11 protein-coding genes are annotated in these 18111 nt (G+C 60.4%); 6 read left to right on the top strand and 5 right to left on the bottom strand.

Going from position 1 to position 18111, the window contains the following annotated elements:
* Positions 1–136 precede the first annotated feature (136 nt).
* The gene (locus tag HRH33_RS14125; protein WP_173603514.1) at positions 137–3739 is read right to left on the bottom strand and encodes a hypothetical protein; all 3603 of its coding nucleotides are present in this window, start codon (positions 3737–3739) and stop codon (positions 137–139) included.
* Between the two features lie 282 nt (positions 3740–4021).
* Here HRH33_RS14125 and HRH33_RS14120 point away from each other — a divergent pair, with 282 nt between their 5' ends.
* From HRH33_RS14120 to HRH33_RS14100, 5 genes are all read left to right on the top strand, one after another.
* Entirely contained in the window at positions 4022–7519 is a 3498-nt protein-coding gene (locus tag HRH33_RS14120; RefSeq protein ID WP_167417150.1) for a response regulator, read from the top strand.
* Positions 7520–8350 carry a CheR family methyltransferase gene (locus HRH33_RS14115; protein WP_371263992.1) on the top strand — a complete coding sequence of 277 codons (831 nt, stop codon included), beginning with the start codon at positions 7520–7522 and terminating at the stop codon, positions 8348–8350.
* On the top strand, positions 8347–8946 hold the full coding sequence (locus HRH33_RS14110; protein WP_034113756.1) for a chemotaxis protein CheB: 600 nt from the start codon (positions 8347–8349) through the stop codon (positions 8944–8946). Before HRH33_RS14115 ends, HRH33_RS14110 begins: the two co-directional genes overlap by 4 nt.
* On the top strand, positions 8940–10133 hold the full coding sequence (locus tag HRH33_RS14105) for a hybrid sensor histidine kinase/response regulator (RefSeq protein ID WP_034138069.1): 1194 nt from the start codon (positions 8940–8942) through the stop codon (positions 10131–10133). Before HRH33_RS14110 ends, HRH33_RS14105 begins: the two co-directional genes overlap by 7 nt.
* Positions 10134–10212: 79 nt before the next feature.
* On the top strand, positions 10213–10590 hold the full coding sequence (locus HRH33_RS14100; RefSeq protein ID WP_034097949.1) for a response regulator: 378 nt from the start codon (positions 10213–10215) through the stop codon (positions 10588–10590).
* A gap of 281 nt (positions 10591–10871) precedes the next feature.
* Here HRH33_RS14100 and HRH33_RS14095 read toward each other — a convergent pair whose 3' ends face one another.
* The 4 genes from HRH33_RS14095 to HRH33_RS14080 all read right to left on the bottom strand — a co-directional run bounded on the left by HRH33_RS14095 (position 10872) and on the right by HRH33_RS14080 (position 16223).
* A complete protein-coding gene (locus HRH33_RS14095; protein ID WP_167417151.1) occupies positions 10872–12551 on the bottom strand; it encodes a response regulator in 1680 nt (559 codons plus the stop codon).
* Positions 12548–14050: an ATPase domain-containing protein gene (locus HRH33_RS14090; protein ID WP_034097943.1), complete on the bottom strand. Its 1503-nt coding sequence runs from the start codon at positions 14048–14050 to the stop codon at positions 12548–12550. Before HRH33_RS14090 ends, HRH33_RS14095 begins: the two co-directional genes overlap by 4 nt.
* Before the next feature lie 144 nt (positions 14051–14194).
* Complete coding sequence (locus tag HRH33_RS14085) at positions 14195–15253, bottom strand: tetratricopeptide repeat protein (protein WP_167417152.1); 1059 nt, start codon at positions 15251–15253, stop codon at positions 14195–14197.
* Positions 15254–15329: 76 nt separating this feature from the next.
* Positions 15330–16223 carry a bestrophin family protein gene (locus HRH33_RS14080; RefSeq protein WP_123479809.1) on the bottom strand — a complete coding sequence of 298 codons (894 nt, stop codon included), beginning with the start codon at positions 16221–16223 and terminating at the stop codon, positions 15330–15332.
* A 238-nt stretch (positions 16224–16461) separates the two neighbouring features.
* On the opposite strand from HRH33_RS14080, the gene HRH33_RS14075 reads away from it, so the two are divergent.
* Positions 16462–18111: an AMP-binding protein gene (locus HRH33_RS14075; protein ID WP_167417153.1), complete on the top strand. Its 1650-nt coding sequence runs from the start codon at positions 16462–16464 to the stop codon at positions 18109–18111.

The following is an 18111-nucleotide window of genomic DNA, read 5'->3' as shown; positions in this document are numbered from 1 at the left end:
TCGTGTCAATCGCAGCAAGTTCCCCTGGCGCGCGTATTGTGACGGGAGTCTGCGCGAATGTCTTGCCCGGATGATGCGCGGCAGCAAGTCGGCCCCGGCGCGCTGGGTGCAGCAACGTCGGGGCCGCAGGCACGGCTTATAGGACCGCAGTGGAGAGGCTCGATACGTCGACATTACCCGTACGGTCTGGGGTCAGGTCTGTGGGGGAGAATTGACTTATCTGATACTCGGGAACAGCGGAATCGCGCTTATAGGCGTCAAGTCGATAGGGCGATATACCCCTGTTCAACGTGCGCTCCAGACCATTCTTCATCGAATCTAGCGAATCAAACGTGACGTACCCATAGTTGGGATCGAAATAGAACCATTGCTTGTTCGCACCGTCGACCTTTACACCCGCGAGCAGCGCGTGGTGTTCCGATGCGACTCTGAGCGTGGTTGATTCGGTGGCATTGGCCAACTCCGAGATAATGGTGGTATAGGGCACACGCCGAGGCGTCTGGCCCATGTGATAAAGGGTTTCCGTGCCGGTGATCTTTTGTAGGGTCTCTATATTGCTGATAAAAGCGGCATTGCTTGGCACGTTCGGGTTAGCGGCGGCGGTGTAAAAATTGCTCAGCAGCGTGTGTTCTTTACCGGTGCCGATGGCAAGGGCCATGGCATTGGAAATCCCCGCACATTCGCCCTCGGAGCCCATATTGACCAGGCTGAGGTAGAAGTCCTGGGGCATCCGATGCAAATGCCCGCCTGCTGCGGCGATATCTTTTTCAAAGTACGCCAGGCGGTGGAAAGATTCCGCGATAGCTTTTTGCTTGATGGCTTTGGCCAATGTGCCTATGTCTTCGGGAGAGAAACAATACTGCAACAGGCGCTGCAGATCGGGAATGTTCAGGTTAGGTGAATAACCGGGGATATCACTTGGATTGCCGTAGTCGAAACCTTGGTCAAAGGCTGCACGGTTTTCCTTACGCATGCCGTGGTTATATTTGGCGGTAAAGTTCTTATGCTCCTCCTTGGTCAGGCGGGTGACAGTGCCTTGAGCGTTTTCAGGCTGGAGCAGGTTGTAAATGCGGTCGAAAAAGCCGTGGAGCGGCGTATCTCGGGTTGGCGGCACCGCAGGTTTGAAGTCCGCCAAGGCGGGGCCGTACGGCTGTTGCCGGGCAACGTCGTAGGCATGCCATTGGTTGTTGTGCAGCACTGCGGTGGTCTCCACGGTTCGGTCCGCGAGGGTGAACGTACCCGCCGATAGCGTGGCATAGCCTTTGTTGGCCCGGACTAAGTCATACGCGCCCGTTGCGCCGCGCAGAGCATTGACCCCTTGGGTGACCAGGGAAACCCCTGTGTTAGCCACGGCGCGTGTGCCTTTGGCAATCGTTCGCCCTACCGCCTGCGTAACCCGTGCAGCCCCGACCAGTAAGTCGCCGGCCCCGCTTACGGGGTTGAAGGCGCCGATGGCGGCGGCACCGATCACCTTCGCCGTGTTGAGGGCTTTGACCGTCGTCGACGCCGAACTCTTGACGGCCTTGGCCACTTTGCCCGCCGTTCCCACTCCAACGGTCACGAAACTGAACATATCCAGTGCCAGGTCCGTGGCGCCATCGGCATAGTTGCCATTCTGAAAGTTGACGATAGCGGACCTGAGCGGCACCAGGTTCAAGAAGAAATCCGCCAGTTTCCATTCCACCTCGTTTTGCTTGTCCAGAGGGGTGACCCCCTTGGCTTGCTTGACCACCTGTGCATTGTCCATATCGAGGTGTTCCACAAACGCATCGGCAATCGACTGAGTGCGCGACGAGGTAAAGGTGGCCGGTGCCAGCGTGCCATTCGCGGGCTTGAGCGCAAAATCGCCGGCTGCGACGCTCTTGGGCACGAACGCCTCAATTTTTTCTTCTTGATTGGCGTTGCGCTCCCGGCGTCGGGTCAGTTCGCTCTCGGGCACCTTATTGATCGTGCCGCGCTTACTATCCACTTCATACACCGTCACACCGTCCGCGCCGGTGGCCTTGATCAACAGTTTTTGATCCGTGTGGTGCAGGGTGCGGGAGGTAAAATCCAATCCCAGTTCATAGGTTTTCTTCTGGAAGAACTCCAGCTTGCCGTGCTCCAGATTCTGGCGGTCGGCGGGCGGCAACTGGGAGACAAGCTGTTTGACCAGCGTCCCCAAGCCCTGCTTGTGTGAATCGATGGTCTGTTTGAATTGCTCGTTGAACGCCTTGTTCACGCCCAGCGCGAGCGGCGCGTTGACCGCTGCGATAGGAATGCGCGGGTCGGTGGTTTTCCAGGTGTAATCGCGCAGCTCCATCATGGCGATGTCGAGCAGCGAATACCGCCCGGCCGGTCGTCGATTCGGGTCATAGAGCGGCCCCTCATAGGGCGTGCTGGTATCGTCTATGCTCAACAGTTTTTCTTCGAACGGTACGTTATCGCCAAAGGTCTCGCGCAGCTTTTGCAACGCGATCTGTTCGCGGCTGGGCAGCTCGCTACTCAGTTGGGCCGAGGCGTTGAGTCGCTCGGATTGCTGGGCGTTATAGGCGCTTCTCGCGTTGTCCAGCTCATCAGCGGTGTAACTGTCGTTCTCACGCTTGGGCAACATACCGTTGACCACCGCCCAATCCACTAAAGCCCCTCTCTGCGCACCTTCGGGGGCCACCGCGCCGGACCCTTTTGCTGCCTGCATGACTTGCGCAAACGTCATATTGGCTACCGTCCCCGGGGCTTGCGCCTCCACCGCTGCTGCGGCGATGCAGAAACTGGCCCAGGCCTGGCTGCCATAGGTGAGCGCGGCCGGTATCTCTTTGACGAGCAGTTGCGGCGCCACCCGCGCCAGTAGCAAGTGCGCGGCGAACCTCGCTGTTGCGTGGGTGGCGCGACCTTCCTTGACCAAGTGCAGGCTGAGCCGGTTGACGATATCGGACGGCGCCTTGCCCCAGTGCTGCTCACTGGCCAGATCGAATCCGGCCACATGGTTGCGATGGGGGACGAACATCGAGTCCAGGTCCAGGCCCATGTTGATGGCCGCGAGCACGTAGTCATTGACGCTGCCAGGGGTGTCAGCGCCGCCCAATTCGGTCTGGATCGCCTGGCCAAGCGCCTGGGCGCGAGGGGATGCCACCAGTTTTGCCAGGGCGTTGGGCGGGTCTCGCAGCTCTGCATCGGACAACGGCGTCTGTTCGAGCAGATAGCCTAGGGCACCTTTGCGCGCATCCTCCAGCGGCAGACCGGGCAGACCTGCGGTATTTTTGTCCACCAGCGTGCCGATTTTGCTCTGGTCGGCAACGCTCAAGGGGATCGGCCAGGACAGCCCACCGCCGAAATTGCCCAGGGGCGACTGCAGTGCCCGCTGGGCCACTGCCTCGGCCAAGTACACAACGTAGTGGCGGCGGGTAGGCTGCGCCAGGCGTTGTTCGCTGATAAACGCGTCAAGGTTCACGGTAGTGGCGGTGCCAGAGGCCAGGTGGCGCGGCATCGACCGCGCTTTTAACGCGTCAGCCACGGCCTGTTCATCGGCGTCTGCCGGCAGCTCCTTGGCCAGGCTGAAGAGCGCCTGCGCCAATTCGCCCCAGTTACGCTGGTCGGCCAGGGCCTGTTGCAGGCTCTGCGTGCCGGAAGAGGAGGACTGTTCAGGCTTTGCAAGAGCTTGAGGCGTGCTCGCGCCTGACGGTAATCGGGAAACCGATGCCAATGGTGGACTCACCAGGGCAGAGGGAGTGGGCAAACGTGGGGTGTTGACTGCATTCATCGCGGGCTACCTGTTGGTCATGGTTGGAAGTGCCTTGTTGACGAACATCCCTGTACCCGAGGCTTGTCATTAGGTGTCCGTTGCAAACAAGAGCGTTCCGCAGAGCCACATGCCCAAGTTGTCAGCCTATATGTAGACAAATAAGGGCAAACAACGCGCGGCGAGGGCGCTAAAGGTGGCTAACCGCCAGGTTTTGTTCCGCTCGTTGCGTCAGAAACATAGCCCTCACTGCCACGTTTGGGGCAAACTCCCCGTTTTTCCGTATTTGGCCAAGGCATGCCCATGACTCCCGCTTCGTCCGTCGATGAAAAGAGCTTTCGTACCCTCCTGAGCCGAAACGTGGCATTGCCCCTGGGTGTGGGCGTGCTCAGCGCGGTGTTTTTCGTGTGCCTGATCACCTATTTGCTGTCGGTGATCCAGTGGGTGGAGCACACCGATCGGGTCATCAATAACCTCAATGAGACGTCAAAGCTGACAGTCGATCTGGAAACCGGCATGCGCGGCTTCCTGATCACCGGCGACGAGCACTTCCTCGATCCCTACGAGGTGGCCAAACCACGGATCATGTCCGACCTGCGCAATTTGCAAGAACTGGTCGCCGACAACCCGCAGCAGGTCGATCGCCTCAAGCGTCTGGAAGCGCTGCAACTGGAGTGGAACAAGTACGCCCAGACAATGATTGATATGCAGCGCCAGAGCGGTGACTACCGCAGCGCCGTCAAGGCCGGGCGTGGCAAGCGCCTGACCGATGAGATCCGCAAGGAGTACGACGAAGCGGTGGCGATGGAGCAGCAGTTCCGGATCACCCGCAATGCCGACGTGACCCGTACCACAGTGATCAGCGTTGGCCTGTACCTGGTATTCGTACTGGGGTTGAGCGGTTTTCTTGCCTATGTAGGGCGTAAAAATCTGGTAGCTCTTTCAGAGAGTTACAGCGCAAACCTCGCGTCACAGCAGAAGATTGCTCGGCGTTTGGAGCAGCAAGCGTGGCTGCGTAATGGCCAGACCGAGCTGGCCGAGCAGGTGCTGGGCCAGCTGACCCTGAACATGCTGGGGCGCAATATCCTGCAGTTTTTTGCCCAATACATGGGCTCGGTGGTCGGCGCACTGTATGTGCGCGAAGAGCATGGCGGCCTCAAGCGCATCGCCACCTACGGTTTCTCCCGCGAGCAGGAGCAGCAGGAGCAAGCGATCTACAGCGACGAAGGTATTGTCGGCCAGGCCGCGCAGTTGGACCGCCTGATCCGCCTGGACGATGTGCCGGTGGACTACTTCAAAGTCAGCTCGGGCCTGGGCGAAGGCGCCACCCGCAGCGTGCTGGTGATGCCCACCAGCGACGATGATCGCGTCAACGGCGTGATCGAATTGGGTTTCCTGCGCCCGCTGCAGGAGCGCGATACGGAATTGATGGAGCTGATCGCCGGCAATATCGGCACGTCCATCGAGGCCGCGCGCTATCGCCAACGCTTGCAGGAAGTGCTGGCCGAAACTCAGCAGCTCAACGAAGAGCTGCAAGTGCAGCAGGAAGAACTCAAGACCGCCAACGAGGAGCTCGAAGAACAGTCGCGCATCCTCAAGGAATCCCAGGTTCATCTGGAGACCCAACAAGCAGAGCTGGAGCAGACCAACGAGCAGTTGGCCGAGCAGACCCAGACCCTGGCCGAGCAGCGCGACGCCATGGATCGCAAGAATATCGAGCTGAACCAGGCCCAGCTGGAGCTGGAAGACCGCGCCGAAGAGCTGCAGCGTTCAAGCAAATACAAGTCCGAATTCCTCGCCAACATGTCCCACGAGCTGCGTACGCCGCTCAATAGCTCACTGATCCTGGCCAAATTGCTGGCGGAAAACCCCCAGGAAAACCTCAGTGCCGAGCAGGTCAAGTTTGCCGAGTCGATCTACTCGGCGGGCAACGATCTGCTCAACCTGATCAACGACATCCTGGATATTTCCAAGGTCGAAGCCGGCAAGCTCGAAGTACGCCCGGAAAATTCCAGCGTGGCACGTCTGGTGGACGGCCTGCGGGGGATGTTCGAACCGCTGGCGTCCGATCGCAAGCTGGGTTTCCAGGTGGAGGTGCAAGAGGGGGCGCCGGCCATGCTGTTCACCGACCGCCAGCGCCTGGAGCAGATCCTCAAGAATCTGCTGTCCAACGCGATCAAGTTTACCGAGCAGGGCCAGGTGAGCCTGTCGGTGTCCGGCGCGGCCGAAGGCGGGATTGTGTTCACGGTGCGCGATTCCGGGATCGGCATCGCCCCGGACCAGCAAGAGAGCATCTTCGAAGCCTTCCGCCAGGCCGACGGCACCACCAACCGCCGTTACGGCGGCACGGGCCTGGGCCTGTCGATTTCCCGCGACCTGGCCACCTTGCTCGGTGGTTCGATCCACGTCACCAGCGAACCGGGCAAGGGCAGTGTGTTTACCCTGACGTTGCCGGAACAGTACGTCGAGCACGAGGAACAGCCCCAGGCCATCGAACCGCCGCGCCCGGTGGTTGCCGCACCTGCGCCGGTCCAGGTCAAGGTCTCGCCCTTGTCGGTGGCCGATGCCGAGCAGATCCCGCGCTTTGCCGACGACCGCGACAAGGCCCCGTTCACCACGCGCTGCATCCTGGTGGTGGAAGACGAGCCGAACTTTGCCCGCATCCTGTTCGACCTGGCCCATGAGCTGGGCTACCAATGTCTGGTCGCCCACGGCGCCGACGAAGGCTACAACCTGGCCGAGCAGTACATCCCCGACGCGATCCTGCTCGACATGCGCCTGCCGGACCATTCCGGATTGACCGTGCTGCAACGCCTGAAGGAACACGCCAGCACCCGGCACATCCCGGTGCATGTGATTTCCGTGGAAGACCGGGTCGAGGCCGCCATGCACATGGGCGCCATCGGCTACGCAGTCAAGCCCACCACCCGTGAAGAACTCAAGGACGTGTTCGCGCGCCTGGAAGCCAAGCTGACGCAAAAGGTCAAACGCGTGCTGCTGGTGGAGGACGATGACCTGCAACGCGACAGCATTGCCCGCCTGATCGGCGACGATGACATCGAGATCACCGCCGTAGGCTTTGCCCAGGAAGCCCTCGAACTGCTGCGCAGCAACGTCTATGACTGCATGATCATCGACCTCAAGCTCCCGGACATGCTCGGCAACGAGCTGCTCAAACGCATGGCCACCGAGGACATCTGCTCGTTCCCGCCGGTGATCGTCTACACCGGGCGCAACCTGACCCGCGATGAAGAAGCCGAACTGCGCAAATACTCGCGCTCGATCATCATCAAGGGCGCCCGCTCGCCGGAGCGGCTGCTGGACGAAGTCACACTCTTTCTGCACAAAGTCGAATCCCAGCTGTCCCATGAACGCCAGAAGATGCTCAAGACCGCCCGCAGCCGCGACAAGGTGTTCGAAGGGCGCAAAATCCTGCTGGTAGACGACGATGTACGCAACATCTTTGCCCTGACCAGCGCCCTGGAGCATAAAGGCGCGGTCGTGGTGATCGGGCGTAACGGCCGTGAAGCCATCGACCGCCTCAATGAGGTTGAGGACATCGACTTGGTGCTGATGGACGTGATGATGCCGGAGATGGACGGCTACGAGGCCACGGCGCTGATCCGCCAGGACCCGCGCTGGAAAAAGCTGCCGATCATCGCTGTGACTGCCAAGGCCATGAAAGACGACCAGGAGCGCTGCCTGGCTGCCGGCTCCAATGATTACCTGGCCAAACCGATCGACCTGGATCGTCTGTTCTCGTTGATTCGCGTATGGCTGCCGAAGATGGAACGCATTTAAGTGGAGCGAAGTTTTTTGGAAAAAAGCAGCGATATTGAGCTGCGCCTGCTGATCGAGGCGATTTACCTCAAGTACAGCTATGACTTTCGCGACTATTCCGGGGCGTCGGTCAAACGTCGCGTGGCCCATGCCATGCGCCAGTTCGACTGCGCCACCATTTCCGCGCTGCAGGAGCGGGTGCTGCATGACCCGGCGGCGTTCATGCAGTTATTACAGTTCCTGACGATCCCGGTAAGCGAGATGTTCCGCGACCCGTCGCACTTTCTGGCGATCCGCCAGGAAGTAGTGCCGCTGCTCAAGACCTACCCGTCGATCAAGATCTGGATCGCCGGTTGCAGCACGGGGGAGGAGGTCTACTCCATGGCCATCCTGCTGCGCGAAGAGGGCTTGCTGGAGCGTACGATCATTTACGCCACCGATATCAACCCAGCGTCCTTGGACAAAGCCAAACAGGGCATTTTTTCCCTGGAGAACGTGCGGGCCTACACCACCAATTATCAGCAGGCCGGCGGGCAACGTTCGTTTGCCGACTACTACACGGCGGCATACGATTACGCGATCTTCGACAAGACACTGCGGGAAAACGTGACGTTCGCCGACCACAGCCTGGCCACCGACAGTGTCTTCTCAGAAACTCAATTAATTTCTTGTCGTAACGTATTGATTTATTTCAATAAAAAGTTGCAAGACCGAGCGTTCGGATTGTTTCATGAGTCGCTATGCCATCGCGGCTTCCTGGTGCTGGGCAGCAAGGAAACCCTGGATTTCTCCGGCTATAACAAACACTTCGAACCCTTGGTCAAGCAGGAACGGATCTACCGCAAATCATGAACGACGCTGCAGCCAGCCCGATTCGCGGGATTGAAGCCATCGTCGTCGGCGCGTCCGCCGGCGGCGTCGAAGCGTTGTTGGGTATTTTCAGCGAACTACCTAACGGCTTCGGCTTGCCCATCATCGCGGTGCTGCACTTGCCGGATGAGCGCCGCAGCCAATTGGCCGAAGTATTCGCCCGGCGCCTGCGCATCCCGGTGCGCGAAGCCCAGGACAAGCAATCCATCGAGCCCGGCACCCTGTACTTCGCCGGCCCCGGCTATCACTTGTCGGTGGAGCAGGATCGCAGCCTGTCCCTGAGCCAGGAAGAGCGTGTACATCACTCGCGTCCGTCCATTGATTTTCTGTTCACCTCGGCGGCGGATGCTTACGGCCCCGGGCTGCTGGCGATCCTGCTGACCGGCGCCAACCAGGACGGCGCACGGGGACTGGCCTACGTAAAACAGCAACACGGCACCACTGTTGTACAGGACCCAGCGGAAGCACGCGTGGACGTTATGCCCCGTGCAGCCCTGGCGTTGCAGACACCTGACCATATTCTGACTCTGAGCCGGATAGGCTCATTGCTGGTTTTGCTGGAATCTTCCCCATGTTAAGTACTGTCCAGGCCAAACTGCTGATCGTCGACGATCTGCCGGAAAACCTGCTGGCCCTCGAAGCGCTGATCAAGCGTGAGGACCGCCAGGTTTTCAAGGCATTGAGCGCCGATGAAGCGTTGTCCCTGTTGCTGGAGCATGAGTTCGCCATGGCGATTCTCGATGTGCAGATGCCCGGCATGAATGGTTTTGAGTTGGCCGAGCTGATGCGCGGCACCGAGAAGACCAAGAACATCCCCATCGTATTTGTCAGCGCCGCTGGCCGGGAACTCAACTACGCGTTCAAGGGCTATGAAAGTGGCGCGGTGGATTTCTTGCACAAGCCGCTGGATATCCATGCGGTCAAGAGCAAGGTCAATGTGTTTGTCGACCTGTATCGCCAGAGCAAGGCGATGAAATTGCAGGTCGAAGAGCTGGAGCGCAGCCGCCGCGAACAGGAACTGCTGCTCAACCGCTTGCAGGCCACTCAGGCCGAGCTGGAGCAGGCGGTGCGCATGCGCGATGACTTTATGTCGATCGTCGCCCATGAAGTGCGCACCCCCCTCAACGGCCTGATTCTGGAAACCCAGCTGCGCAAGATGCACCTGGCGCGAGACAACGCCGCAGCGTTCACCCTGGAAAAGATGCACGCCATGGTTGATCGCGATGAGCGCCAGATCCGCAGCCTGATCCGTCTGATCGAAGACATGCTCGATGTGTCGCGCATCCGTACCGGCAAACTGTCGATTCGCCCGGCGCGCTTCGACCTGGCGCAACTGGTTAGCAACTTGGTGGAGAACTTCGCTCCGCAAGTCGCCGCCGCTGAGTCGTCCATGCAGTTGTCGGCCGAAGGCCCGGTAGTGGGGCATTGGGACGAGTTCCGGATCGAGCAGGTGGTGACCAACCTGCTGACCAACGCACTGCGCTACGGCGCCAAGAGCCCGGTGGACGTGCGGGTGTACAGCGAACACGGTGAGGCGCGGGTCGAAGTGCGCGACCGTGGTATCGGCATCAGCGAGGAAAACCAGAAACGCATTTTCCAACAGTTCGAGCGTGTATCGGCCAGTCAGGTTGCAGCCGGATTGGGCTTGGGGCTGTTTATTTCCGAGCAGATCGTCGCGGCCCACGGCGGCACCATTGAAGTCGAGAGTCGGATAGGCGAGGGCGCTCTGTTTCGCGTGTGCTTGCCCCTTGAACCGGCGGCGTGAACTCAATCGTCACCTCGACGCAACCTTCTACGTGACCCCATGGTCGTAGTTGCAGCAATTGACCGGACAAAGGCTTCCCATGAGTGAAGATGCACAAGATGTCGTACTGATCGTCGAAGACGACGAGTCCATTATGTTTGTGTTGGGTGAATACCTGGCGGGCCTGGGTTACCGGGTATTGAAGGCGATCAACGGCGAACAGGCTTTTGAAATCCTCGCCACCAAACCCCATCTGGACCTGATGGTGACTGACTATCGATTGCCGGGTGGCATCTCTGGCGTGCAGATCGCCGAGCCTGCAATCAAGTTGCGCCCGGAACTCAAGGTCATTTTCATCAGCGGTTACCCGCAGGAAATTCTCGACTGCGACAGCCCGATCACGCGCAATGCGCCGATCTTGGCCAAGCCGTTTGATCTGGATACGCTGCAAGAGCATATCCAGCGTTTGTTGGCCTGAGCACAGTCGCTTGGGCGTAGTTCAGGCTCTTGCTGAGCCTGAATTCCCATGGGTGAATTTAACTGGGCTAAGCACCTCTGCGGCTTGCATGATCGGCCCCGTGAGGTCTGCCCAGCTATGACCGGGGCCCGAGAACTTTTGCGTTTTCCGTTGACTGTAAAGCGATCGAGTCACTGGCAGAGGAAGGGATTACCTCCCCCCATGCTCTTCGTACCCGCTGAGCGGTCCTGCTTTCTGCCGAAACGATAGCTTTTCCCAGCCTTACCAGAGCGCTAACACCTTCAGTCTGAGGGTGCGCAAATCATTTCCCGTACTTTGGCCGTCAACAAGTCGAAGGTGAACGGCTTGGTGATCAACTGCATCCCCGGGTCCAGAAAGCCGCCGCGCACTGCGGCATGCTCGGCATAACCGGTGATGAACAGCACTTTGAGGTCCGGCCTGAGCTGCCGGCCGATTTCCGCCAATTGGCGACCGTTCATGCCTGGCAGCCCGACATCGCTGATCAGTAGGTCGATACGCTGATCGGACTGGATAATCGGCACGGCGGTGTTGCCGTCGCCGGCCTCGACGTACGCGTAGCCCAGCTCCTTGAGCACTGCGCTGACCAGCAAGCGCACCGCCGCATCGTCCTCGACGATTAGCACGGTTTCGCCGTCAGTGGCGTAGGGCAGCAGGGTAGGATTCAGCGTTTGCTGGGCGATCACTTCGCCGACAAAACGTGGCAGGAACAGGCTGACTGTGGTGCCTTTGCCGACTTCGCTATGGATGATCACATGGCCACGGGACTGACGGGCAAAGCCATAGATCATCGACAGACCCAGCCCGGTGCCCTGGCCAATCGGCTTGGTGGTGAAAAACGGGTCGAACACGCGCCCCATAACGCTTTCGGGAATGCCGCAACCGGTGTCGCTGACACTCAACTCTACGTAGTCGCCCGGTGTGAGGGAGCCATAAGCGGCAGTGAACACGCTGTCGAGATGGCGGTTGGTGGTTTCCACGATAAGCCTGCCGCCGTTGGGCATGGCATCCCGTGCATTGATCACCAGGTTGAGCAGGGCGCTTTCCAACTGATTGGGGTCGGCCTCGGCGGTCCACAATTGCTCGCTCAGACGCATGTCTAGACCGATACTTTCATTGATGCTGCGTTGCAGCAGCTCACCCATGGACGTGACCAACTGGTTGATTTGTACCGGTTTGGAGTCGAGGGACTGACGGCGAGAAAACGCCAGCAAACGGTGGGTGAGGCCGGCGGCGCGGTTGGCGGAGGTGACGCCCAGGTCGATAAGGCTGTCCAGATCGTCCAGCTTGCCACGGGCCACACGCCTTCGCAGCAGCTCCAGGCTACCGATGATGCCGGTGAGCATGTTGTTGAAGTCATGGGCGATGCCGCCGGTCAATTGACCGACCGCTTCCATTTTCTGGGATTGGCGCAGCGCTTCTTCGTTGTTGCGCAGTTGGGCGGTACGCTCTTCGACCTGTTGTTCAAGGGTTTCCAGGGTGCGTTGCAAGCGCAGCTCGCTTTCGCTGAGGTCGATCAAGCGGTCCCGCGCTTCATATTGGCGGCGTCGCCCGCGCAGGGCGGCGCTGACCAGGCTGATCAAAGTCACCGGGTGAAACGGTCGCTCAAGGAACGTCACGTTGCCCAACAAGCCGCTGAGGTGGGATGAGCCGTTCTGCTCGCCGCCGCCGTGGTGGGTCAGCAGCACGATGGGCAGGTCCGACCAGGCGGGCTGCTGGTGCAGACGCTCCAGCAACGGCTCCAGGTCGACGCCGCGCAAGGCCTCAGCAGCGATGATCAACAGACCTGCGCCCTGTTCCACGGCTTCGCACAGGGCCTTGAGGTTGCTGGCAATGACGCCGCTGTAGCCGGCCTCATTGAGCATCATCAGCGCCAAGGTGCCGTCGCGGCCCATGGGCGCCAGCACAATGGCACGCTCGGAGACGGGAGACAGGTCTGTCACTCTCCCTCTTCCTTCAATAACGGCGATCCGGCGCCCATGTAAGTGGGGATGCCGCGCAGCACGCCTTGGAAATTATCCAGTGGTTGGCCCACGGTCATGCCCTGGTTGCTGATGCGGTATTCGCGAATCGTCGATTCATGGGTGCCTGTGCGCTTCTTGATGATGGAAATGGCGCGACGGACCTTGCCCAGTGCTTCGAAATAACGCAGCAGAATCACAGTGTCGGCCAGGTAAGTGATGTCCACCGGCGCCTGCATGTCACCCACGAGGCCGTGCTGGGCCACCGTCATGAAGGTCGCCGCACCACGGCGGTTGAGGTACAGCAGCAGCTCGTGCATATGCAGAATCAGCGCGTTCTCTTCTGGCATGGCGGCCTGATAGCCGTTAATGCTGTCAATCACCACGGTTTTGATCCCGCGTTCGTCCACGCAGCGGCGCACACGGTGGGAGAACTCGCCGGGGGACAGTTCCGCGGCGTCTACCTGCTCGATCAGCAGGTTGCCGGTGGCTTGCAGGGCAGCTAGGTCGATGCCCATGTTTTTCATACGTTCGAACAGCAGGCCCAGTTCTTCATCGAAAATGAACAACGCGGCTTTTTCCCCACGGGCCACGGCGGCGGCGGCGAAGATCATCGAGATCAGCGACTTACCGGTACCGGCCGGGCCGAGGATCAGGCTGCTGGAGCCGGTCTCGACGCCGCCGCCCATCAGCGCATCCAGTTCGCGAATGCCGCTGCTCAGGGTCTGGCGGATGTAGCCGCCACGATGCTCGGCCGCCACCAGGCGCGGGAACACATGGATGCCGTCGCCCATGATGGTGAAATCGTGGAAGCCGCCGCGGTATTTCTGCCCACGGTACTTCACCACCCGAACGCGTCGGCGTTCAGCGCCGTAGTTGGGCGTCAGTTCTTCCAGACGAATCACGCCATGGGCCACGCTGTGTACGGTTTTGTCGAGGGATTCGGTGGTCAGGTCGTCCAGCAGCAAAACGGTGGCGTCGTAGCGCACGAAGTAATGCTTGATGGCAAGGATCTGTCGGCGATAGCGCAATGAGCTTTGCGCGAGCAGACGAATCTCGGAAAGGCTGTCGACCACCACACGGGTCGGCTTTACGCGCTCGACCACTTCGAAAATCTGCCGGGTGGCTTCGCCCAGTTCCAGGTCGGAGGAATACAGCAGGCTCTGCTGGTGTTCAGCGTTCAGCAGGCTTTCGGGCGGGGTCAGTTCGAAGATGTGGATATTGTCATCCAGGTCCCAGCCATGGGACTTGGCACCCTGGCGCAGTTCGCGCTCGGTTTCGGACAGGGTGATGTACAACGATGTTTCACCGTTTTTCGCGCCGGCCTGCAGGAAATGCAGGGCTACGGTAGTTTTGCCGGTCCCCGGCTCACCTTCGAGCAGGAACAAATGGCTGCGGGACAAACCACCGGAAAGAATGTCATCAAGACCTTCGATGCCAGTGGCCGCTTTTTCGGTTAACAGCGCTTTAGATGTAGACAAGAAGTGCCCTCAGGTCACAAGCGAGGAGAGGTGCACGCCCGTTCGGGCGCGCCATATGCACTTGACCGTTGGCTATTGCGGGGGTTCAACGTTTTCGCCGGGTTTGTGCGCGGCGTCGGCTTTTTTCCAATTTGTTGTAGACGCCTACAGCCCTTGTTGCAGCGCGGGATCGTCGGGGTTCTGTTGTTCGAGCTGGGCGAGCAGCACCTGCACATTCTGCAATTGGCCGCTTTCTTTCCAGTAGTTGATCAACAGCACCCGCGCCTTGCGGTTGGCCGGGTGGCGCTGGACGATTTCTTCCAACTGACGCTGGGCGGCTTCCAATTCCTTCTGGGCGTGCAGGGTGGTGGCCAGGTCGTAGCGGTAATCCTGATTGTCCGGTTCCAACTCCACTGCTTTGGACAGACCAAGCAACGCGTACGTCCGCTCACCGTGGTGCAGTAGCCACAGGCCCAGGGCATGTTGCAGGTAAGCCGACTCGGGATGCGCCGCCAATTGCCGGGCCAGCAATTGCCGCGATTCGTCGGTTTTACCTTGTTTGTCCAGCAGCTCGATTTGCGCCACCACCGCCGGCAAGTTATCCGGTTGCAAGCGCGTGGCCTGTTCCAAGGCGGCCTGCGCCTCGGGTAGCAGGGCACTGTGAATGTACAGGCGCGCCAATTGAATCCAGCCTTCGGCGGTTTCGGGTTGGGCCTTGAGGTGTTTGACGTACTCGTCCAGCACCTGTTGCAACGGGCCGAAGTACAGGCCCAGGGTATCCGGCGACAAGCCCAGCAGGGCATTGGCCGCGGCAAAACGCACGGGTTGCTCGGGGTCGTCGAGCACCGGGCCGAGCAACAGCGTGCGCTGGCCGGTAGGCACCAGGCCGACGACGCTATGGATCGCCGCCTCGCGCACCAGGGGCGACGGGTCGGCCAAGTCTTTATCTGCCAGCTTCAAGGCTTGAGGGCTGGGGTAGTTGGGCAATTCCGCGTGCAGGGCGGCGCGGCGTTCGGGCGACAGGTCCGGCCGCGTCAATTGCTGATACAGCACGCGCGCCGCGCCCGGTTCGCCATTGTGCGCCTGCTTCAATGCCTTGGAGTAACCATGGGCAATCGCGGGCGGCACCGCCACCGGCGTGCTGCGAGTGAAATACCAAGTGATTAGTACGATAAACAGCAGGGCGCACAGGCCAACGAGGGCGTAGCGGCGTGACTTTGGCATGCAGGTGTCCGAAAGCGTGAGCAGTTCGTTGAAAGGCGCAAGCTTCGACCAGACCACGGCAGGTGTCAAACCCGCATCAGGTGAGTACGTACTCCACCGGCTCCAACGCCGGCGGCAGTTGTGTCGCCCCCAGAGCGGCCAGGACCTCACGCTCCAGGGTGCGCAGGATGGCGTTGCAGGGCAGGTCGTTTTCGTCGAATCCGAAGGGGTCTTCCAGGTCGTCGCCGATTTCATCAAGGCCGAAGAACGTATAGCTGACGATGGCAGTGAACACCGGGGTCAGCCAGCCCAAGGGTTCGGCCATGGCGAACGGCAGCAGGATGCAGAACAGGTAGATGGTGCGGTGCAGCAGCAAGGTGTAAGGGAAGGGCAGCGGGGTGTGCTTGATACGTTCGCACGCGGCCTGCACCTGGCTCAGGCTGACCAGGCGGGTCTCCCATTGGGTGTAGCGCCATTCGCTGATTGCACCCTGTCCGGCCAGCTCACTGAAGCGCGCACCCAATTGCTGCAGGACCTGGTCGGGCAGGTTCGGATGGTCGGCCTGCACTTTCGCCCAAGGCTGGATCGCAAGGGCTTCGTCTTCCTGGCGCAGACGCGCGATCAAGCCGTGGGAGAAGCCACACACGGCGCGCAACAGGCTCGCGCGCTCGGACGTATCGGTCAGCGCCTGGGTCTGTCGGATCAGCGAGCGCACTTCAATGATCAACTGCCCCAATTGCTTGCGGCCTTCCCACCAGCGGTCATAGCAGGCGTTGTTGCGAAAACTCATAAAGATCGACAGCGATAGCCCAAGCAAGGTGAAGGGCGTGGCGTTGACCTTGGAGAAATAGGCCGGGTGCAGCGTTTCCACCAAGACGATCACCGACGCCAGCAGCGTCACCAGCAGGCTGCGCAAGGCAATGCGCTTGGCAATCGAGCCTTTGAGAGAAAACAGGATGCCCAGCAGGTTGGGCTTGGGACGCACGATCATCAGGCGGGAACTTCTTCGGTGGCGCAGGCCATCAGGTTAGAAGCTGCCGGGCGCGGCGTCCAATCGTCAGGGCCGACCGGATGATCGGCGGGGTCTATGATCAATAAAGGCTTGGCCAAACCAGTCAGCCAAGTTGAAGGCTTTGACCATTGCTGCCGCAACGCTCTGGAGCGACTATTTCGCAGGTTCTTGTCCTGAAAAACGTCCTGAAAATAACAATACGCAAGGATTTGAAGCGATGCGCGATTACTTGGCCGCCACTACCGAATTCGATTACCAACACACCGTCGACGCCACCCTGGCCGGCAGCTTGCTGGGCCTCAATGCCTGCGTTGAATGTTGCGACCGCTATGCGCTGCCGGGGCGCATTGCGCTGTTCTGGGAAGGCAAGGACGGGCGCAGCGCCACCGTGACCTTTACCGAGTTGCAGGACCAGGCGGCCCGCTTCGCCAATTTCCTGCTGGCCCAGGGCGTGGGGCGTGGCGACAAAGTCGCCGGCCTGCTGCCGCGCACGGCGGAATTGCTGGTGGTGGTGCTGGCCACCTGGCGCATCGGCGCGGTGTATCAACCGTTGTTCACGGCGTTCGGGCCCAAAGCCATCGAACACCGCTTGAACAGCTCAGGCGCGGCGTTGGTGGTCACTGACGCCGTGAATCGGCCCAAGCTTGTCGAGGTGCAGGATTGCCCCACGGTGGTGACGGTCGCCGGCCCCAAGGGCGAAGGCATCGTGCGCGGCGACTTCAGTTTCTGGGCCGAACTGCCCAAGCATTCCAACCTGTGCGAACCGGTGCTGCTGGACGGCGAGGAACCGTTCCTGCTGATGTTCACCTCGGGCACCACCGGCCCCTCCAAAGCGCTGTCGGTGCCGCTCAAGGCCATCGTTGCGTTCCAGAGCTACACCCGAGACGCCGTGGACCTGCGCCCCGAAGACGCGTTCTGGAACGTCGCCGACCCGGGCTGGGCCTATGGCATCTATTTCGGCGTCACCGGGCCGCTGTCCATGGGCCACCCGATTACCTTCTACGACGGCCCGTTCACCCTGGAGAGTACCTGCCGGGTGATCAATAAGTACGGGATCACCAACCTGACCGGTTCACCCACCGCTTACCGCTTGCTGATTGCCGGCGGCAGTCAGTTCGCCCAGTCGATCAAGGGCAAATTGCGCATTGTCAGCAGCGCCGGCGAGCCGCTGAACCCCGAAGTGATCCGCTGGTTCGCCGACAACCTGGGGGTGACCATTCACGACCATTATGGCCAGACCGAATTGGGCATGGTGCTGTGCAATCACCATGGCCTGGACCATCCGGTGCATGTCGGCGCGGCCGGCTTCGCTTCGCCGGGGCACCGCATCGTGGTGCTGGATGAGGCCTTCCAGGAATTGCCCGCCGGCCAGCCCGGCATCCTGGCCATCGACCGCGAGCAGTCGCCGATGTGCTGGTTTGCCGGCTATGAAGGGGTGAAAACCAAGGCTTTCGTCGGCAAGTACTACCTCAGCGGCGACACCGTGGAATTGAACCCGGACGGCAGCATCAGTTTTGTCGGGCGCAGTGACGATGTGATCACCACTTCCGGCTATCGCGTGGGCCCCTTCGACGTGGAAAGCGCCCTGGTCGAACACCCGGCGGTGATCGAAGCGGCGGTGGTCGGCAAGCCTGACCCGGAGCGCACCGAGCTGGTCAAGGCCTTTGTGGTGATCAACGAGCAATACCGCGCCACGCCCGAACTGGCCGAAGAACTGCGCCTGCATGTGCGTCAGCGTCTGGCGGCCCATGCCTACCCTCGGGAAATCGAATTCGTCAGCGACTTGCCCAAGACTCCAAGCGGCAAGTTGCAGCGTTTTATCTTGCGTAATCAGGAAATCGCCAAAGCTCAAGCAGCGGTGGCTTGA

The sequence above is a fragment of the Pseudomonas rhodesiae genome (assembly GCF_013285305.1).
Lineage (GTDB): Bacteria > Pseudomonadota > Gammaproteobacteria > Pseudomonadales > Pseudomonadaceae > Aquipseudomonas > Aquipseudomonas rhodesiae.
The sequence above is the reverse complement of the archived record's forward strand: the minus strand, read 5'-3'. Positions and strand labels throughout refer to the sequence as shown.